Source organism: Piezobacter thermophilus, assembly GCF_055386745.1.
Genome location: NZ_AP042380.1, coordinates 2,194,169 through 2,212,221, shown reverse-complemented (window position 1 = coordinate 2,212,221; position 18,053 = coordinate 2,194,169). Strand labels below are relative to the sequence as shown.

At 66.9% G+C, this 18,053-nt stretch carries 17 protein-coding genes; 9 read left to right on the top strand and 8 right to left on the bottom strand.

Annotation, left to right across the window (positions count from 1 at the left end; genetic code table 11):
* Positions 1-106 precede the first annotated feature (106 nt).
* Both lepA and ACZ5CM_RS10685 read left to right on the top strand, forming a co-directional pair.
* On the top strand, positions 107-1,906 hold the full coding sequence (lepA, locus tag ACZ5CM_RS10690) for a translation elongation factor 4 (protein ID WP_464638541.1): 1,800 nt from the start codon (positions 107-109) through the stop codon (positions 1,904-1,906).
* A gap of 75 nt (positions 1,907-1,981) precedes the next feature.
* Positions 1,982-2,203, top strand: a complete 222-nt coding sequence (locus ACZ5CM_RS10685) for a DUF2905 domain-containing protein (RefSeq protein WP_464638539.1) — start codon at positions 1,982-1,984, stop codon at positions 2,201-2,203.
* Positions 2,204-2,328: 125 nt separating this feature from the next.
* Here the strand turns inward: ACZ5CM_RS10685 and ACZ5CM_RS10680 are convergent, their stop codons facing one another.
* From ACZ5CM_RS10680 to ACZ5CM_RS10670, 3 genes are all read right to left on the bottom strand, one after another.
* The gene (locus ACZ5CM_RS10680) at positions 2,329-2,496 is read right to left on the bottom strand and encodes an entericidin A/B family lipoprotein (protein ID WP_464638537.1); all 168 of its coding nucleotides are present in this window, start codon (positions 2,494-2,496) and stop codon (positions 2,329-2,331) included.
* Positions 2,497-2,594: 98 nt separating this feature from the next.
* Positions 2,595-2,780 (bottom strand): hypothetical protein, encoded by a 186-nt coding sequence (locus tag ACZ5CM_RS10675; protein WP_464638535.1) that lies wholly within the window; start codon positions 2,778-2,780, stop codon positions 2,595-2,597.
* A 53-nt stretch (positions 2,781-2,833) separates the two neighbouring features.
* Positions 2,834-3,943, bottom strand: coding sequence for a pyridoxal phosphate-dependent aminotransferase (locus tag ACZ5CM_RS10670; RefSeq protein ID WP_464638533.1), 1,110 nt, complete (start codon positions 3,941-3,943; stop codon positions 2,834-2,836).
* 110 nt (positions 3,944-4,053) lie between these two features.
* Between ACZ5CM_RS10670 and ACZ5CM_RS10665 the strand changes: the two genes are divergently transcribed.
* From ACZ5CM_RS10665 to ACZ5CM_RS10645, 5 genes are all read left to right on the top strand, one after another.
* Entirely contained in the window at positions 4,054-4,839 is a 786-nt protein-coding gene (locus ACZ5CM_RS10665) for a crotonase/enoyl-CoA hydratase family protein (protein WP_464638531.1), read from the top strand.
* A 161-nt stretch (positions 4,840-5,000) separates the two neighbouring features.
* Complete coding sequence (locus ACZ5CM_RS10660; RefSeq protein WP_464638529.1) at positions 5,001-5,507, top strand: peptidylprolyl isomerase; 507 nt, start codon at positions 5,001-5,003, stop codon at positions 5,505-5,507.
* Positions 5,500-6,051 carry a peptidylprolyl isomerase gene (locus ACZ5CM_RS10655; RefSeq protein ID WP_464638527.1) on the top strand — a complete coding sequence of 184 codons (552 nt, stop codon included), beginning with the start codon at positions 5,500-5,502 and terminating at the stop codon, positions 6,049-6,051. Before ACZ5CM_RS10660 ends, ACZ5CM_RS10655 begins: the two co-directional genes overlap by 8 nt.
* A gap of 57 nt (positions 6,052-6,108) precedes the next feature.
* Entirely contained in the window at positions 6,109-6,774 is a 666-nt protein-coding gene (locus tag ACZ5CM_RS10650; RefSeq protein ID WP_464638525.1) for an HPP family protein, read from the top strand.
* Between the two features lie 101 nt (positions 6,775-6,875).
* Positions 6,876-7,868, top strand: a complete 993-nt coding sequence (locus ACZ5CM_RS10645) for a DUF3179 domain-containing protein (RefSeq protein WP_464638522.1) — start codon at positions 6,876-6,878, stop codon at positions 7,866-7,868.
* A 70-nt stretch (positions 7,869-7,938) separates the two neighbouring features.
* On the opposite strand, the gene ACZ5CM_RS10640 is transcribed toward ACZ5CM_RS10645, so the two are convergent.
* Complete coding sequence (locus tag ACZ5CM_RS10640; RefSeq protein WP_464638520.1) at positions 7,939-10,032, bottom strand: calcium-binding protein; 2,094 nt, start codon at positions 10,030-10,032, stop codon at positions 7,939-7,941.
* Between the two features lie 506 nt (positions 10,033-10,538).
* Between ACZ5CM_RS10640 and ACZ5CM_RS10635 the strand changes: the two genes are divergently transcribed.
* Positions 10,539-10,742, top strand: a complete 204-nt coding sequence (locus ACZ5CM_RS10635; protein WP_464638517.1) for a hypothetical protein — start codon at positions 10,539-10,541, stop codon at positions 10,740-10,742.
* Between the two features lie 17 nt (positions 10,743-10,759).
* On the opposite strand, the gene metG is transcribed toward ACZ5CM_RS10635, so the two are convergent.
* From metG to ACZ5CM_RS10615, 4 genes are all read right to left on the bottom strand, one after another.
* Entirely contained in the window at positions 10,760-12,478 is a 1,719-nt protein-coding gene (metG, locus tag ACZ5CM_RS10630; protein ID WP_464638515.1) for a methionine--tRNA ligase, read from the bottom strand.
* Between the two features lie 57 nt (positions 12,479-12,535).
* Positions 12,536-13,798: an MFS transporter gene (locus tag ACZ5CM_RS10625; RefSeq protein WP_464642581.1), complete on the bottom strand. Its 1,263-nt coding sequence runs from the start codon at positions 13,796-13,798 to the stop codon at positions 12,536-12,538.
* A gap of 129 nt (positions 13,799-13,927) precedes the next feature.
* The gene (locus ACZ5CM_RS10620; protein WP_464638512.1) at positions 13,928-14,536 is read right to left on the bottom strand and encodes a YceI family protein; all 609 of its coding nucleotides are present in this window, start codon (positions 14,534-14,536) and stop codon (positions 13,928-13,930) included.
* 91 nt (positions 14,537-14,627) lie between these two features.
* The gene (locus ACZ5CM_RS10615) at positions 14,628-15,251 is read right to left on the bottom strand and encodes an ImuA family protein (protein WP_464638509.1); all 624 of its coding nucleotides are present in this window, start codon (positions 15,249-15,251) and stop codon (positions 14,628-14,630) included.
* A gap of 263 nt (positions 15,252-15,514) precedes the next feature.
* On the opposite strand from ACZ5CM_RS10615, the gene ACZ5CM_RS10610 reads away from it, so the two are divergent.
* On the top strand, positions 15,515-18,019 hold the full coding sequence (locus tag ACZ5CM_RS10610) for a GcvT family protein (protein WP_464638507.1): 2,505 nt from the start codon (positions 15,515-15,517) through the stop codon (positions 18,017-18,019).
* The last annotated feature ends 34 nt before the right edge of the window (positions 18,020-18,053 follow it).

The window sequence follows — 18,053 nt, the reverse complement described above, 5'->3', positions numbered from 1 at the left end:
GCGAGAATGGGGATTTTTCGCGGACAACCGGGGCAATGCCGGCGCGCGTCCGCGGGGGGTGCTTACGCGCTTGACGGGGTGACGCAAGCCATCCATATCCCCTGCCATGACCGATCTTGCCCATATCCGCAATTTCTCCATCGTCGCCCATATCGACCATGGCAAATCCACCCTTGCCGACCGCCTGATCCAGGAGACCGGCACGGTCGAGGACCGCGACATGAAGGAGCAGCTGCTCGACAGCATGGATATCGAGCGCGAGCGCGGAATCACCATCAAGGCCAACACGGTTCGCATCGACTACACCGCCGATGACGGCGAGCATTACGTGCTGAATCTGATCGACACGCCGGGGCATGTGGATTTCGCCTATGAGGTGTCGCGCTCGATGCGTGCGGTGGAGGGCTCGCTGCTGGTGGTGGATTCGACCCAGGGCGTCGAGGCGCAGACGCTGGCCAATGTCTATCAGGCCATCGAGGCCGATCACGAGATCGTCCCCGTTCTGAACAAGATCGACCTGCCGGCCTCGGACTGCGACCGGGTGGCCGAGCAGATCGAGGAGGTCATCGGCATCGACGCCTCGGGCGCCATCCGGGTCAGCGCCAAGACCGGCGAGGGCATTCACGAGGTGCTGGAGGCCATCGTGCGCGAGCTTCCCCCCCCGCAGGGCGAGCGCGACGCGCCGCTCAAGGCGATGCTGGTGGATTCGTGGTATGACAGCTATCTGGGCGTGATCGTCCTGGTGCGGATCATGGACGGGGTGCTGAAGAAGGGCGACCGCATCCGCATGATGTCCACCGGCGCCATCTACGGGGTGGACCGCATCGGCGTCTTTCGCCCCCAGATGGAGGCCGTCGAGTCCCTGGGGCCGGGCGAGATCGGCTTTCTGACCGCCTCGATCAAGCAGGTCCGCGATACCCGCGTGGGCGACACCATCACCCATGACCGCCGCCCCTGCGCCGAGGCGCTGCCCGGATTCAAGCCGGCCCAGCCGGTGGTGTTCTGCGGCCTCTTTCCGGTGGACAGCGCCGAATTCGAGGATCTGCGCGACGCCATCGAGAAGCTGGCGCTGAACGATGCCTCCTTCAGCTTCGAGATGGAGACCTCCGCCGCGCTGGGATTCGGTTTCCGCTGCGGCTTTCTGGGACTGCTGCATCTGGAGGTGATCCGCGACCGGATCGAGCGCGAATATGATATCGATCTGATCACCACCGCGCCCTCGGTGGTCTATCACGTCTACATGAAGGACGGGACCATGCGCGAGCTGCACAACCCCGCCGACATGCCCGACCCGACCCATATCGACCATATCGAAGAGCCCCGCATCAAGGCGACGATCCTGGTGCCGGACGAGTTTCTCGGCGATGTGCTGAAGCTGTGCCAGGACCGGCGGGGGATCCAGCTTGAGCTCACCTATGCCGGCAACCGGGCGATGGTGGTCTATGACCTGCCGCTGAACGAGGTGGTGTTCGACTTCTACGACCGGCTGAAATCGGTCACCCGCGGCTATGCCTCCTTCGACTATCAGCTGACCGGCTACCGGCCCGACAACCTGGTGAAGATGCAGATCCTCGTCAACGAGGAGCCGGTGGATGCGCTGTCGGTCATGGTCCATCGCGACCGGGCCCTGGCGCGTGGGCGGGCCATGGTGGAAAAGCTCAAGGAGCTGATCCCGCGCCACATGTTCAAGATCCCCATCCAGGCGGCCATCGGCGGCAAGGTCATCGCGCGCGAGACGCTCTCGGCCCTGCGCAAGGACGTGACCGCCAAATGCTATGGCGGCGACGCCACGCGCAAGCGCAAGCTGCTGGAAAAGCAGAAGGCCGGCAAGAAGAAGATGCGTCAGTTCGGCAAGGTGGAGATCCCGCAATCGGCCTTCATCAACGCGCTGAAGATGGACGGCTGACGGCCGGGGGTCTTCCGCAAACCGCGCCCCGGCCCCATCTTGCCCCGGAAGGACCGGAGGAAGAAGGAGTCGATCATGTCGCGTTTCCTGATCGCCCTCGGCGTGGTGCTGATCCTGGCCGGGCTCCTGTGGCCGCTGGCGGCGAAGATCGGGCTGGGCCGGCTGCCCGGCGACATCGTGATCGAGCGCGAAAACACCCGCATCTTCATCCCCGTCACCAGCGCGATACTGGTTTCGGTGGTGCTGTCGGTGGTGTTGAACCTGGTGCTGTGGTTCACTGGCGGCGGGCGGCCCTGAGGGCACGCCCGCCCGATAGAGCATGTCGCGTTCATTCACATTCACACGACATGCTCCAACCCCTTGTTTTCGCATGTCCGAGAAGCTCAAAACCGGTTCCCACTTTTGAGCGACATGCTCCGGTGTCAGAACGTCTTGCGGATGTCCTTCCGGATTTCCTTCACCGCCGAATTGATCGCGTGCCCGGCCTTTTCCAGGTCGCGGGTCGCGCCCCTGGTGGTTTCGCAGGCGGCAAGGCCGAGCAGGGCAAGGCCCAGAAGAGTGGCGCGTATCACGTTTCGAGGCTCCGTCATGTTGTCGAACTGGCCGGGATGTCTGCCCGCCTTCCCGCGCCACCGCAAGGCCTGTGGCGGGCCGGCCGGGCATATCGGCAAAAAGAGACCGACCGGGATCAGCGTCCTGCGCGGATCGCCGCCCAGCGCCCGATCGCGTGGTGGATCGCTGCCGCGAAAAGCAGCGCGGGGACGAAGCCGAACTCGGCCCTTGTCAGGAAAAGGGCCAGCGTCAGGTTGACCCAGCCCATCGCCAGCGCGGGCACGGTGTAATTCGGGGCAGATCTGATGTCACGATCCCGCATCGGGCAAGTCCTGACGTTTCACTGCCAGTATAGCCCCGCACGGGAAGCTTCCGTCAATCCCCGCGGGCTTCGGCCAGGGCCTGGGGCAGGGCTTCGGCAAAGGCCTCCATCTCGGCCTCGCCGCCGCAGCTTGCCCGGATGCAGCGGTTCTGGGGCGGGGCGAAGGGCATCCGCACGAACACGCCGCGGGTGGCGAGTGCGGCAACGACGGCGCGGGCGAAGTGTTCGTCCCGGCCGCAATCCATGGTCACGAAATTGGTGGCCGAGGGCAGCGGCGTCAGCCCGTTGTCGCGGGCGATTGCGGCAAGACGGGTGCGCGAGGCGGCGATTTCCTGCCGCACATGGGCCAGCCATGCCTGATCGGCCAGCGCCGCCAGCGCCCCGGCCTGTGCGATGCGGCTCATCCCGAAATGGTTGCGCACCTTGTCGAAGGCGGCGATCAGCTCGCGCGTGCCAAGGGCATAGCCCACCCGTGCCCCGGCCATGCCGTAGGCCTTGGAAAAGGTGCGCATCCGCACCACCCGCGGATCGTCGATCCGAACCTGCAGGGCGGTGCCCTCGGGGGCGCATTCCACATAGGCCTCGTCCAGCACCAGCAGCGTGCCGTCGGGCAGTGCCTCCAGCGCGGCGGCGATGGCGCGCCCCTCGTGCCAGCTGCCCATCGGATTGTCGGGATTGGCCAGATAGACCAGCTTGGCCCCGACTTCGGCGGCCTTGGCGAACAGGGCTTCGGGGTCTTCGTGGTCGTCACGATAGGGCACGGTATGGATTTCGCCGCCAAAGCCGGTCACGTGGTAGTTGAAGGTGGGATAGGCACCCAGCGAGGTCACCACCCTGTCGCCGGGCGCCACGGTCAGGCGCACGAGGTAGCCCAGCAGCCCGTCGATCCCTTCGCCCACCATCACGTTTTCGGGCGCGACGCCATGATGGGTGGCCAGCGCCGCGCGCAGCTCGTGGTTTTCCGGGTCGCCATACATCCAGACCTCGGCCGCGGCGTGGGCCATGGCCTCGATGGCGCGGGGCGAGGGGCCGAACACGCTTTCATTGGCGCCGATGCGGGCGCGGAAGGGGGCGCCGCGCTGGCGTTCCTGGGTCTCGGGGCCGACGAAGGGCACGGTCGCGGGCAGGCGGGCGGCAAGCGGGGTGTAGCGGGGCGTGGTCATGGGCGGGTAATATGCGCAACCGCCCCGCCGGGGCAAGTGCCCCCACGTCGCGCTGGAATGGCCGCGCGCTTCGCGGCAATCTCGTGAAGCAATGTTACCGGAGGCCCCGCATGGCACGCGTATCCGTCCGCTTTCACGATCACATCGCCCGCGTCACCCTGACCCGGCCGGACAAGATGAACGCGCTGGATGGCGAGATGGTGAAGGCGATCCTGGCCGCGGGCGAGGAAGTCGCTGCCTCGGACGCGCGCGCGGTGGTGCTTGCGGGCGAGGGGCGCTGCTTCTGCGCCGGGCTGGATCTGGCCAGTTTCGGAAAGATGGCCGCCGGCGCCGACCTGGGCGAGTGGCTGCTTGCGCGCAGCCACGGGGATGCCAACGAGATGCAGGAGCTGGCGCTGCTGTGGCGCCGCCTGCCGATGCCGGTGATCGCGGCGCTGCACGGGGCGGTCTTCGGCGGCGGGCTGCAGATCGCGCTGGGCGCCGACATCCGCATCTGTCACCCGCAGGCGCAGCTGGCGGTGATGGAGATGAAATGGGGCATCGTGCCCGACATGGGCGGGATGGTGCTGCTGCCGCGGCTGGTGCGTTCGGACGTGCTGCGGCTGCTGACCTACACGGCTGAGCCGGTGGATGGGGTGCAGGCCGAGCGCTGGGGGCTGGTGACGCGCCTGGCCGAGGATCCGCTGGCCGAGGCGCTGGCGCTGGCCGGGCAGATTGCCGAGCGCGGCCCGAACGCGATCCGCGCCGCCAAGCGGCTGATCGGGCTGGCCGAGACCGCCCCCCGGGCCGAGGTGCTGCTGGCCGAATCGCGCGAGCAGGCGGCGCTGATCGGCCGCCCCGAGCAGATCGAGGTCGTCTCTGCGCAGATGCAGGGCCGCAAGCCGGTCTTCGACTGAGAGCCCCTGGGGGCCAGTTCGGGCGGCCTTTCGCCCCGGCCCGTGTCCGGCCGCGCCGCCCCCTGCGGCATTTGCGGCCCGCGCCTGCCGCCCGCTCCGCCTTGGCAAGGCGGCCCGCGGCGACTAGACAGGGTCCGACACTCATGCGACAGGAGGGCCGGATGGCCGAAATCAGGGATCCCGAAAATACCATTCTCATCGAGCTCAAGGACGGTACGGTGGTCATCGAACTGCTGCCCGACGTGGCGCCGAAGCATTGCGAACGGATGAAGGAGCTGGCCCGCGCCGGCGCCTATGACAATGTCTGCTTTCACCGGGTGATCGACGGCTTCATGGCACAGACCGGCGACGTCAAGAACGGCAACATGGAATCGGGTTTCAACCTTCGCATGGCCGGCACCGGCGGCTCGGACCTGCCGGACCTGCCGGCCGAGTTCTCCAGCCTGCCCCATGACCGGGGCACGCTGGGGGCGGCGCGCTCGGCCAACCCCGACAGCGCCAATTCGCAGTTCTTCATCAATTTCACCGACAATCACTTCCTCAACGGGCAGTACACGGTCTATGGCCGGGTGATCGAGGGGATGGAATTCGTGGACAACATCACCCGGGGCGAGCCGCCGGCGGTGCCGGACCGGATGATCCGCGTCACGGTGGCAGCCGATGCTTAGGCTGGCGGCGGTTCTGGCGCTGGTGGCCGCGCCCGCGCTGGCCACCGAGCTGAAGATCGAGGTCGAGGGCGAGGGCGCCAATGGCAGCTTCACCATCCGCCTGCGCGACGACGTGGCGCCCGAACACGCCGCCCGGCTGGCCGAGCTGGCCCGGTCGGGCGCCTATGACGGGGTGGTGTTCCACCGGGTGATCGACGGGTTCATGGCCCAGACGGGGGATGTGCAGTATGGCCGGCTGGGCGGCGACATGCGCATGGCCGGGCGTGGGGGCTCGGACCTGCCGAACCTGAAGGCCGAGTTCTCGGACATCCCCTTCGAGCGCGGCACCGTCGGCATGGCCCGCGCCCGCGACCCGAACAGCGCCAATTCGCAGTTCTTCATCATGTTCGCCCCGGCCCCGCATCTGAACGGCCAGTACACGGTCGTGGGCGAGGTGATCGAGGGCATGGAGGTGGTGGACGCGATCAAGCGCGGAACCGGGCGCAACGGGGCCGTCGTGGGAAGACCCGACGTGATGAAGAAGGTGACCGTGATCGAGGACTGACAAGCGGGCAGGCGGGCGTCCGTGCCTGCCGGGGCCCGCGGCAAGGGGGAGGGCGCGATGCGGACCTCATCCGCGAAGGAAATCCTGCTTTCGGGCCTGGGGGGCTTTGTGGCCATCGCGGCCGTATTCGGCCTGACCCGGACGCTGGAAGCGGAACTGCATTCGCGGCTGTTGCTGATCGCATCCATGGGCGCGACGGCGGTTCTGCTGTTTGCCGCGCCGAAAAGTCAGCTTGCGCAGCCGTGGAACGTGATCGCGGGCCACATGGTTTCTGCCGCCATCGGCTTCGGCGCGCATGCGCTTCTGGGCGGGACGGCACTTGCCGCGGGCGTCGCGGTGGGGCTGGCGATTTCGGCCATGTATGCGCTTGACGCCCTGCACCCGCCCGGAGGCGCCACCGCCGCGATCCCGGTGATCGCCGGGCCGGCGCTTTCGGATTACGGGGCCCTGTTCATCCTCTTCCCGGTGGGGTTCGGGGCGGTGCTGATGGTGCTGATCGCGATTGCCTTCAACTATCCCCTGAAATGGCGCCGCTACCCCGCCCGTCTTGCCCCGCCCGAGCCGGCGCAGACCTATCCGGATATCAGCCACGCCGATTTCGTCGCCGCGCTGAGCGAGATCGATACTTTCGTGGATATCTCGGAGGAGGACCTTCTGCGCATCTACCGGCTGGCCACCGGCCACCATGCGCGCGAAGGGCGCGCCCCCGAAACCCGCCGCTGACCGCCTGCCGGCCGCGTGCACGATCCGTCAATTCTGCGTGTGGAGGGCTGTGCCCGCCGCCGCCAATGGCGCACCCTGTCGCGCAAAGCGGAGGGGAAGCCATGACCATGTTACGCCTGCTGGCCATCATTGCGGTGTTTGCGGCCTCGCTGGCGCAGGCCAACCCGGATTTCTGGCGCTACGAGTGGCCGAAAACGAATTTCGACAGGACCAGCGTCGAAAGCTGGCTGGAGATCCGCGATGGCGGGCCGCCAAGGGATGGGATTCCGGCGCTCGACGATCCGCCCTTCATTCCCGCGGCGCAGGAAACCCGGCTGGGCGCGCGCGAACCGGTGGTCACGCTACGCATTGACGGCGAAAAGGCTCGGGCCTACCCGATGCGCTACCTGATCTGGCACGAGATCGTCAACGACACGGTAGGCGGCGTGCCTGTCGCGGTGACCTGGTGCCCGCTGTGCAATACCGGCCTGACCTTCGACCGCCGGACCGAAAGCGGCACGCTCAGCTTCGGTGTCACCGGCAAGCTGCGCCTGTCCAACCTCATCATGTACGACCGCGAGACCGAAAGCTGGTGGCAACAGGCGCTGGGCGAAGCGATCGTCGGCGAGCTGACCGGTACGCAGCTTCGGATCCTGCCCACATGGACGGAAAGCTGGGCCGAGTTCCGCGCCCGCAATCCCGACGGGCTGGTGATGGACCAGCCCGGTTTCGCCCGCCGCTACGGGTTCAATCCCTATACCGGCTATGACAGTTCGGCGCGGCCGTTCCTCTACAGCGGCGAAAACCCGCCCTTCGGCATTGCGCCACTTGAGCGCGTGGTGCGGGTCGGGGACCGCGCCTGGCCGCTCACCCGGCTGTCGCGCGAAGGCGAGATCCGCGAGGCGGGGCTCGTGATAAGCTGGACCTCGGGGCAGGCTTCGGCGCTGGATACCAGCCGGATCGCGCGCGGGCGCGACGTGGGATCGATCCGCGTGCGCGACGCGCAGGGTCGCGACGTGATCCACGACATCATGTTCGCCTTTGCCTTCCATGCCTTCTGGCCCGAAGGCAAATGGATGCTGGGCCGACGGGCGCCGCGTGCCCGCACAGAATGACACCGCCCCCTTCAGGGGGGGCGGTGCCGGAGTGCCACCGGTCATCGCCGGGTCGGGCCCGGATGACCGCCTATTCGGCGTAAAGGTTGAAGTTGAGCAGACCGTCGTCGGGATCGGCGTCGTAGATGTTGGCGTCGAGATCCATGAAAAAGTCGATCATGTCGCGCTCGGTGAGGTTGATGAGCGTATCTCCGAACACCTTCCCTTCGTCCACAGCCAGGGTGCCCGCGGTGCGGTACCAGGGGGTGCCGTCCCATGCGACATCGGGCTGATCCGGGGTGCAGGGCTCGGTCCAGACTTCCACGTCCTCGAACACGATCACGCCCTTGCCGTCGGCATCCAGACCGCCCTTGAGCAGGAACTCGAGCAGCTGCGCATCGCTGAACAGCGGATCGGTCAGATCTATGCCTTTGTTCTCGTACTCGGTCACCAGGCCCTCGACGATCACCGAACCGCCATCATCCGGTCCCGCCGGATCCCAAGAGATTTCGACATCGGTGCCGTTGACGATGGTGGCGCTCAGCTCACCCATCAGGGTCGTGTGGAAGACCAGGCGATCACCATTGTCCACGTCGAAGTCAACCACGCGGTTGTTCCAGTCGGCATCGGTGGTCACGGTACCGTTCAGCTCGTAGCCGAAGACGAAATCGTCCCCGTCGCCACCGCCGCGCAGCGTGTCGGTGCCCTCGTCGGCGATCAGGATGTCATTGCCCTTGCCACCGTCGAGATAGTCGTCATCGGGCACCTGATCATAGGTGACACCGCCCAGCAGCAGGTCGTTGCCGAAGTCGCCGAACAGGGTGTCGTTGCCTTCACCGCCGAAGAGCTGGTCATTGCCCCTGCCGCCATCGACATAGTCATCGCCGCTGTCGCCATAGGCACGGTCGTCGCCGCTGTCGCCATAGACCGAGTCATTGTCCTCGCCGCCGCAGAGCAGATCGTTGCCATTCCCGCCGTGGATGAGGTCCATGCCGCTGCCGCCCGAGATCTCGTCCCAGCCGTTGTCGCCGTTGAGGACATCGTTGCCGGCATCGCCGTTGATATCGTCATCGCCATCGCCGCCGCTGACGGTGTCATCGCCGTCACCACCGGCCAGGGTGTCGTTGCCGGTCTGACCGAAGATGGAGTCGTCGCCGGTTCCGCCCTGCACCTGGTCGGCATCTTCGCCGGCAAAGATCGTGTCGTTGCCGGTGCCGCCGTCGATCAGGTCGGTGGCGCGGCCCTGTGCGGGCTGACCATCGGCATTGTCGCCATAGATCAGGTCGTTGCCGTCGCCGCCATAGATGCAGTCGGCATTGTCGTTACCCTCGATGACATCGTCGCCCCACTGGCCGTCGATCCGGTCGTCGCCGCCGCCGCCCTTGATGTTGTCCTTGCCGCCGCCGCCATAGATCTCGTCATTTCCCCGCTGGCCCAGAAGCGCATCGTCGCCTTCATTGCCATGAAGCCAGTCGTCGCCTCCGTTGCCGCGGATCGTGTCGCCGTCGGAGCCGCCGAAAAGGGTGTCTTGACCGGCGCCGCCATTGATGTAGTCCGCCCCGGCATTGCCGGCGATCAGGTCGTTGCCCAGCTGTCCGTAAAGCGAATCGTCGCCTTCGCCTCCGGAGACGCTGTCATCTCCATCGCCGGCGTAGATCTTGTCGTCGCCCAGCTGCCCGAACAGGCTGTCATTTCCCCAGTTGCCGAAGATCGTGTCGTCGCCATCGCCGCCGGCAAGAAAATCGTCGTCGGTGGTGCCGGGTTCGAAGCTGATCCGGCCATTGCCGAACATGCGGTCATTGCCGGTGCCGCCCATGCCGATATCGTCGCCGATGGAGCCGACGATCAGATCGTCGCCGCCCACGCCGGCCATGACATCGTCGCCGGCGCCGCCGTTCACATAGTCGTTCCCGTCGGTCAGCGGGTCGGGGGTGATCCCGTCGCCGATAAGCGCATCGTCATCGGCTCCGCCGAACAGGGTGTCGTCGTCGCCTTCCCCGCGCAGCAGATCCATGCCGCGATTGCCGTAGATCAGGTTCTGAAGAGAATTCCCGCGGATCTGGTCATCGCCGCCCAGGCCCCGGGCCTTGGTGATGTTCAGCGCCGCGTTCAGCGTACCGCTGTCGCTGAACGGCGTGCCTTCAGGCCACGCGTTACCCGGAAACAGATCGAAAAATGATGGCATACTCTTTACCTCTTGTTGCTCGTGATGAACTGGAAGATTTCGGATGATTGTTATTGACCCGGCTCACGTCCGCGCCCGTGGCCTGGCTTTGTCGTTGCGACCGGCGGGGACTCACCCCTCATCCCTTCCGGCCTCACGTCTCACATTGATGCATTTTCCCTCCATGGGCAAGCTGTTCCCCATATATGGGTGGTATCGGGGTGCAATCTTCCACGACTTGTGTTGCCCTCCTGCATCTCGTGGTGTCTTGGTTGCGGGGCGCAGGTTAAGTATGCGCCTCGGGGGCGGGCGGGGTGGCACCCTTGGCCGGGGAACATCGCGGAGCGGTGCCCTGGGCCGGGCCATTGATTCAAATTCGTGAACAGAGCCTGTTTTTTTGTCGTATCGTTTCCATCAAATTGGGCAAATCAGGCAATTTTGGGGCAAAAGGGCGGTCGAAACCGGGCAGGCGGTGACTCGTTGACGAAATTTCAACACAATGCCCGAAGCCATTTCCGGGGGTTGATATGAAAAGACTGTTCTGGGGTTTCACGTTCATCGTCGCCGCCTGCGGCAGCGGCACGTCGCAATATCCTGAAAGCTGGCAGAAGATGAAGGCCGCCTGCGTGGGCGGAGATTATGGTGCCTGCGCCGATATCGGCCACCAGGCCCGCGCCGCGGCAACCCCGCAGCCCGAACGGGTGGTCATCTCGCAGCCGATCGTGGACTGACCGCGAAGGGGACGGGCTCAGCCCCGCCGCCCCGCGAAGCGGGCCTGCCAGTCCGCGCGCTGGTCGTCGGCGATCTTGGCGAACAGCACATCGGGAACCGTGAAGGTGTGGCCGGGCTTCAGCACGGTCAGCGCCGCTTCCAGATCCTGTGGCCAGGCATCGTCGGCAGAGCCCATGGCCGCGAGCATCCGGGCGCTGGTGAAGGGGATGAAGGGTGCACTCAGTACCGCGTAGAGGCGGATCAGGTTCAACGACAGGCGGATGATGGCGGCGGCGCGTTCGGGATCGGTCTTGAACGCGGCCCAGGGGGCGGCCGATTGCAGATATTCGTTGCCGGCAACCCAGATCGCCCGCAGCTCCTGCGCGGCCTTGCGGATCTCCATCGCTTCCATCAGGCGTTCGTAGCTGCGAACCCGGCCTCCCAGGTCGTCGATGAGGGCGCGTTCCGTGTCGCTCCACGCGCCGCCCTCGGGCACCGACTCGCCGAATTTCGACCGGCAGAACTTGGTCACGCGGGAGACGAAATTGCCCAGCACGTCGGCCAGGTCCTTGTTCACCGAGGCCTGGAAGTTTTCCCAGGTGAATTCGCTGTCGGAGTTTTCCGGCGCATGGCTGAGCAGCCACCAGCGCCAGTAATCCGCCGGCAGCAGCTCCAGCGCCTGGTCCATGAACACCCCGCGGCCCTGGCTGGTCGAGAACTGCCCGCCGTCATAGTTGAGGTAGTTGAACGACTTGATGTAATCGACCAGCTTCCACGGCTCTTCCGAGCCGATCAGGGTGGCGGGAAAGGACAGGGTATGGAAGGGCACGTTGTCCTTGCCCATGAACTGGACATAGCGCACGTCGTCCGCGCCCTTGTCGGTGCGCCACCAGCGCTCCCACGCGGTGTCGTCCAGGCCGTGCGCATCGGCCCATTCGGCGGTGGCGCCGATATATTCGATGGGGGCGTCGAACCAGACGTAGAAGACCTTGCCCTCCATCCCCTCCCACGGGGCGCCGGGGAACTGGGCGGGGATGCCCCAGTCAAGGTCGCGGGTGATGCCGCGGTCCTGAAGCCCGTCTCCGTCATGCAGCCATTTCTTGGCGATCGAGGTGGTCAGCACCGGCCAGCCGGATTGCGAGTCGATCCAGGCGTCCAGCCTGTCGCGCAGCCTGGACTGGCGCAGGAAGAGGTGCTTCGTCTCGCGCACCTCGAGGTCGGTCGAGCCCGAAATCGCGCTGCGCGGGTTGATCAGGTCGGTGGGGTCGAGCTGCTTGGTGCATTCCTCGCACTGGTCGCCGCGGGCGCGTTCGTAGCCGCAATTGGGGCAGGTGCCCTCGATATACCGGTCGGGCAGGAAGCGGCCGTCGGCCTTCGAGTAGACCTGTTTCTCGGTCACCACCTCGATCAGCCCGTTTTCGCCCAGCCGGCGCGCCAGATGCTGGGTCAGCACCCGGTTGCGGGCGGATGAAGAGCGCCCGAAATGATCGAAGCTCAGCCCGAAGCGGCGGGCGATGTCGGCCTGGACGTCGTGCATTTCGGCGCAGTATTCGGCCACTGGCTTGCCGGCTTTCTGGGCGGCGATCTCGGCCGGGGTGCCGTGTTCGTCGGTGGCGCAGATGAACATCACCTCGTGGCCGCGCGCGCGCATGTAGCGCGCATAGAGATCGGCCGGCAGCTGGCTGCCGACGAGATTGCCCAGATGCTTGATCCCGTTGATGTAGGGAAGCGCCGAGGTGATGAGAATGCGTGCCATGTCCCTGCCTGCCATGTGGTTGCGCGGGGCCGTGTGTACCCCACCGGCAGATGCCCGTCACCCCCCGAGTTTTTCGCCCCGGGGGGCGCGCCGGGCGCCGTTTTCCTCGCGCTGGCGCCGCAGCAGCCGACCGATCAGGAAGGTCGTGCGCGGGGCATAGACATAGCGGGTGCGCCGGCCCGGTGACGGTCGTGCCATCATGCGGGCAAAGCCGGTGGCGGCAAGCAGCAGATGTACCACCCCGATCATCGTGAACATGGCCGGGGGGCCGGCAAGCTCGATCAGCAGCGAGGTCAGCCACGGCGCCGCGATCGCGCCCAGCGCATAGACGAACATCAGCGCTGCTGACAGTTCGACCCGTTCGGACGATTCGGCGAAGTCGTGGGCGTGGGCGGAGGCCACCGAGAAGATGGGAAAGGTGGTCAGGCCGAAGACGAAGGCCGCTGACATGATCGCGGCGGTGCCCAGATCCTGGGCCGCCACGGTCAGCGCCGAGCTGACCACCGAGGCCAGCGACAGCCAGGTCAGCACCCATCTGCGGTCGAAGCTGTCGGCGATCCAGCCCACCGGGAACTGGGCCAGCGCCCCGCCCAGCACGAAGGCGGACAGGAACCACGCGATCTGGCCGGCACTCAGCCCCACCTCCTGCCCGTAGACCGGACCGACCATGCGAAACGAGGCCAGGGACACCGCCGCCACGATCACCCCGGCCACCGCCAGCGGCGATTTCTCCAGCGCCAGCTTCGGGCGCAGGCGCGGGGCGGCGGGGGTTTCGGGCTGCGGCAGCCGGGTCAGGGTCAGCGGCAGCAACGCGGCGCTGCACAGGATGGCCAGGATGTTGTACGAGATGTAGCTGGCCGGCTCCAGCACCGCGATCATCATCTGCGCCACCAGCGAGCCGCTCATGTCCACCACGCGATAGACCCCCATCGCGCGGGCGCGGACGTCGTTTGAAATCCGTGCCTGAAGCCAGGCCTCGATCACGGTGTAGCAGCCGGCGATGCTGAACCCGGTGGCCACGCGCATCACCGACCAGGCATAGGGGTCGGTCACCAGCATGTGCGCCATCAGGCCGATGGCGCCGGCCGCGGTAAAGGCGGCGAAGGCGCGCGAGTGGCCGACGCTGCCCATCACCCGCGGCGCCCACCAGCAGCCGACGAAGAAGCCGAGGAAATGCGCCGATCCGAGCATTCCGATCTGGGCCCGCGAAAAACCCAGTTGCAGCCCCGACAGCGCGTCGAGCGGCCCCACCCCGCCCGACGACAGCTGCAGCAGGAAAATGGACAGGAAAAGGGCGGCAAAGGACAGGATCAGGCGCATGACCCTAGCCACCTTGACGGTAGCGGCAGGCGCGGCTTCTGCGTTTTCGACATTCCGGTGTCGTTTGCGCGCGTTTCTCGCGCCGCCGGTGCCCGGCGGCGCGGGGCGCGCAGGGATCAGCGGCGGACTCTAGCGGCGGGCGCGGATGGTGGCCGAGATCTCGATGGTGACGGGATCCGGGACCAGATCGGCATATCCGGTCAGGCCGAAGGCCTTGCGGCTGATCAGCCCGGTCAGGCGGACGGTCAGTTCGCTCAGATCGTCAGGTGCGCTGCCGCGCGGGCGGTAGAGTTCGGCGACCAGCTCGACCGGCCGGGTCCGGTCCTTGAGCGTCAGCAACCCGCGCAGGCGCGCCCCGCCCGACAGGCGGCCCTCGGCGCCGAGCCGGACCCGGGTCGAGACGAAGCGGGCGGTGGGATAGCGCGCCACATCCAGCATCAGCGGGCCGGTCAGGGCCTGCGTGGCATAGAACAGCCCGGTGCGCATCTGCGCGGTGCGCAGCCGGACATCGATGCGGCTGGCGGCAAGGTTGGCCGGGTCGATCACGATATCGGCGCTTTCGACCGGCACGATGCCGCGCTGGCGCGTTCCGGCAAGACGAAAGCCGAACTGCACCCGGGTCGAGTCCGGGTCGAGGTCATAGCGGATGGGGGCGGCCCGGGCACCATCGGAGGGCGGGGCGGCCGAAAACAGGGCGCCGGCGGCCAGGGTCGCGAGGAATGTTCTGCGTGTCGGCACCGTGTCCCGTCTCCTTCATCAGTCGCTTTGCGGCAGCCTACACCCTTGCCGGGCCGTCCGCGTGCCTTTTCTCGCATGTCTCACCGGATTGTCAGGGCGCAATCTGCCAATCGGATGCAGCCGGCCCGGCCGGAGGGACGGGCTGGGTGATGTGCCAGGTTTTCGGGGGTGCGGTCCGGGCGTGGCGTCGCTCCAGCCGCCAGGCCCGGATCGGGCCGGCATGGGCCGGGGTCATGTGCCAGCGGCTTTCGACCCCGCGCGCGCCGCCATCGCCGGGGGTCAGCAACAGGCCGAGCGGTACCACGCCCCGTTCCGCCCCCTGTTCCATCCCGGCCTCGGCGGCCAGCTGCAGCCGCCGCACGGGCGTCAGGTCCGGCACGGCGGGCAGATCCGCCACCACCAGGGGCACGACGCCCGCGCGCAGCGCCTCTTCGGCGCACCACAGCAGGTCGGCAGCCCGGCGCGGCGCGACGAAGAGGAACCGCGCCGGATCGGCGAAGGGGTGCAGCCCTTCGGCGTGAAGCCGCTCCACCCCCCAGTCCGGCGCGATCCACAGGACCGGCCCATGCATCCGCCCCGCCAGCCGGGCCGCGAAACCGTGCCGGGCCGGGCCGCAGGCTTCGTGCACGCGGCCGCGGGCCAGTTCGATGCCCTCCTGAAGCCTGACCGGCGTTCCGGCCTGCCGCGGGGCGTGGGAGAGAAGCTGCGCGATCATCCGAATCCCGTATGTTCCTGCAATGTTCCTGTCTACTCCGTTTCTCTCCGGTTTCAAATCCCCGCCGCGCCGCAGGCGGCGCGGAATGGCGCGTGCGCGCCATGCCTCCGGCGGGAGTATTTTCGGCAAGAGGAAGGTGGGGAGGGGCAGGGGGCGGCCTCTGCACGTCGCTTTTTCAACCTGACAGGTCGGATGGACTTGGCGCGCTGCGCCCCCGTTCGGCATAAACCTGAGTCAGCGGATACAATCGGGAGAACGGGCCCATGAAAACCCATGTCAAGGCACTGGTGGTCGGTGGCGGCGCCATCGGCACCTCGATCGCCTATCATCTGGCGCGTGCCGGCTGGCAGGATGTCATGCTGCTGGAGCGCGACGAGTTGACGGCGGGCTCCACCTGGCATGCGGCCGGGCTGTTGCCGCTGTTCAACATGTCCTATGCGACCAGCCATATCCACGACTACAGCGTGAAATTCTACAAGACGCTGGAGGAGGAGACGGGGCTGAACCCCGGCTTCTACGTGGTCGGCAATCTGCGCATGGCCCAGACGCGGGAGCGCATGGACGAGTACATGCTTTACGCCTCGACCGCCGAGACCGTGGGCATTCCCTACGAGTGGCTGACGCCGGCGCAGATCAGGGAACGCTGGCCGCTGGTGCGGACCGAGGATCTGGAGGGCGCGCTCTATCACCCGACCGATGGCTACATCAACCCGGCGGATGTGACCCAGGCCATGGCCAGGGGCGCGCGTCAGCGCGGCGTGGTAATCGAGCGCCGCTGGCAGGTGGACGGCTACGCCTGGACCGGCGCGGAGTGGCAGGTCACGGTCACGAAGATGGCCGAGAAGGGCGGCAATCTGGTGCCCACCGACGAACGGGTGGTGATCACCGCCGAGCATGTGGTGACCGCCACCGGCAACCATGCCCAGCGCACCGCGCGGCTGCTGGGGATCAAGATCCCGGCAATCCCGGTCGAGCACCAGTATATCGTGACCGAGCCCGACCCGGCGCTGGTGGCGTGGCGCGAGGCCGGCAACCCCGAGCATCCCGTCCTGCGCGATGCCGATGCGAAGTGGTATGTGCGCGAGGAGCGCGGCGGCTGGATCCTCGGCCCCTACGAGCGCGGCGCGCCGGCGCGGTTCCTCTACGACGTGCCCGAAAGCTTCCGTGCCGATCTTTTTCCGCTGGATCTGGATCGGATCGAGGAAGAATACATGAGCATGATCCACCGCATCCCCTCGACCGAAACGGTGGGTCTGAAGGACGATTTCAACGGCCCGATCTGTTACACCCCCGACGGCAACCCGCTGGTCGGCCCGGCGCCGGGGCTGCGCAACATGTGGCTGGCCGAGGGGTTCAGCTTCGGCATCACGGCGGCCGGCGGCACCGGCTATTACCTTGCCCAGATGATGGTCGAGGGCGAGGCCGAGATCGACATGGCCAGCCTCGATCCGAAACGGTATGGCGGCGACTGGATGACCACCGAATACGCCGCGCGCAAGAACGAGGAATGCTACGAACACGTCTACATCCTGCACCACCCCGACGAGGAACGCCCCGCCTGCCGGCCGCTGCGCACCGCGCCGGTTTACGACCGGCAGAAGGCGCTGGGCGCGCAGTTCGGGCAGGTGAATGGGTGGGAGCGGCCGAACTATTACGGTCCCGTCGGCGCGCCGGAGGATTTCGACGAAAAGGCGCGCTCCTTCCGCCGCGGTGGCTGGTGGCAATATGCCGAGGCCGAGGCGCGCGCGATCCGCGAGGGCGTGGGCCTGATCGACGCCACCGCCTTTGCCAAGCATGTGGTCAAGGGCCCCGGCGCGACGGCCTTCCTCGACTGGTTCACCACCAACCGCCTGCCGAAGGTGGGGCGGATCAACCTGACCTATGCGCTGACCGATGCCGGCACCACGCGTACCGAATACACCATCGTGCGGCTGGACGAGAACGAATACTATCTTGTCTCGGCCGGGGCATGGGCGGCCTATGACGGCGACTGGCTGCGCAAGGCAGCGGCGGACAAAGCGGACGAGTTCGGCTATATCGAGGTGCAGGACGTGACCACCCAGTGGGGCGTCTTCGCCATTGCCGGGCCGAAGACGCGCGACGTGCTGAACGAACTGGTCCGCGACGCGGACCCGGCCACGGTGCTGTCGAACGCCCGCTTCCCGTGGCTGTCGATGCGCAATATCGAACTGATGATGTGCCCGGTGCGCGCGATCCGCGTGGCCTATACGGGCGAGCTGGGCTGGGAACTGCACCACCCCATCGAGATGAGCACCTACCTGTGGGACCGTCTCATGGAGGCGGGCGGCAAACACGGCCTGAAGCTGGTGGGCGCGCGGGCGCAGAACTGGCTCAGGCAGGAGAAATCCTATCGCGCCTTCGGCACCGAGCTGGGCCGCGACGCCACCCCGCTCGAGGCCGGGCTGGACCGGTTCGTGGATCTCGACAAGGATTTTCACGGCAAGCAGGCGATGGAGGAGACCGGCATCCGCAGCAAATGCGTGACGCTTCTGATCGACGGCCCCGAGGATGCCGACCCTTGGGGGCGTGAGGCGCTCTATGACGGGGATACCAAGGTCGGGCGGCTGACCTCGGGCGGCTGGTCGGTGGCTTTCGGCAAGTCGATCGCCATGGGCTATGTCAAGCCCGACCTCGCCGAGCCGGGGCAGAAGCTGAAGGTCAGGATGTTCGACCGGCTCTGGGATGCCGAGGTGGTGCCCGACAGCCCCTACGACCCGAAGAACGAGGCGATCCGCAAGGACGGGTGACGCTGGCAGACCACCGCACGGCGCGGGCTGCATC

Excerpts from the sequence above, each read along its gene's own strand:
- ACZ5CM_RS10635 (WP_464638517.1), top strand. The coding sequence starts at position 10,539 with ATGAAAAGACTGTTCTGGGGTTTCACGTTCATCGTCGCCGCCTGCGGC.
- ACZ5CM_RS10680 (WP_464638537.1), bottom strand. The coding sequence starts at position 2,496 with ATGACGGAGCCTCGAAACGTGATACGCGCCACTCTTCTGGGCCTTGCC.
- ACZ5CM_RS10645 (WP_464638522.1), top strand. The coding sequence starts at position 6,876 with ATGACCATGTTACGCCTGCTGGCCATCATTGCGGTGTTTGCGGCCTCG.
- ACZ5CM_RS10685 (WP_464638539.1), top strand. The coding sequence starts at position 1,982 with ATGTCGCGTTTCCTGATCGCCCTCGGCGTGGTGCTGATCCTGGCCGGG.
- ACZ5CM_RS10615 (WP_464638509.1), bottom strand. The coding sequence starts at position 15,251 with ATGATCGCGCAGCTTCTCTCCCACGCCCCGCGGCAGGCCGGAACGCCG.
- ACZ5CM_RS10665 (WP_464638531.1), top strand. The coding sequence starts at position 4,054 with ATGGCACGCGTATCCGTCCGCTTTCACGATCACATCGCCCGCGTCACC.
- ACZ5CM_RS10640 (WP_464638520.1), bottom strand. The coding sequence starts at position 10,032 with ATGCCATCATTTTTCGATCTGTTTCCGGGTAACGCGTGGCCTGAAGGC.
- metG (WP_464638515.1), bottom strand. The coding sequence starts at position 12,478 with ATGGCACGCATTCTCATCACCTCGGCGCTTCCCTACATCAACGGGATC.
- ACZ5CM_RS10610 (WP_464638507.1), top strand. The coding sequence starts at position 15,515 with ATGAAAACCCATGTCAAGGCACTGGTGGTCGGTGGCGGCGCCATCGGC.
- ACZ5CM_RS10625 (WP_464642581.1), bottom strand. The coding sequence starts at position 13,798 with ATGCGCCTGATCCTGTCCTTTGCCGCCCTTTTCCTGTCCATTTTCCTG.
- ACZ5CM_RS10675 (WP_464638535.1), bottom strand. The coding sequence starts at position 2,780 with ATGCGGGATCGTGACATCAGATCTGCCCCGAATTACACCGTGCCCGCG.
- ACZ5CM_RS10660 (WP_464638529.1), top strand. The coding sequence starts at position 5,001 with ATGGCCGAAATCAGGGATCCCGAAAATACCATTCTCATCGAGCTCAAG.
- ACZ5CM_RS10655 (WP_464638527.1), top strand. The coding sequence starts at position 5,500 with ATGCTTAGGCTGGCGGCGGTTCTGGCGCTGGTGGCCGCGCCCGCGCTG.
- lepA (WP_464638541.1), top strand. The coding sequence starts at position 107 with ATGACCGATCTTGCCCATATCCGCAATTTCTCCATCGTCGCCCATATC.
- ACZ5CM_RS10650 (WP_464638525.1), top strand. The coding sequence starts at position 6,109 with ATGCGGACCTCATCCGCGAAGGAAATCCTGCTTTCGGGCCTGGGGGGC.
- ACZ5CM_RS10670 (WP_464638533.1), bottom strand. The coding sequence starts at position 3,943 with ATGACCACGCCCCGCTACACCCCGCTTGCCGCCCGCCTGCCCGCGACC.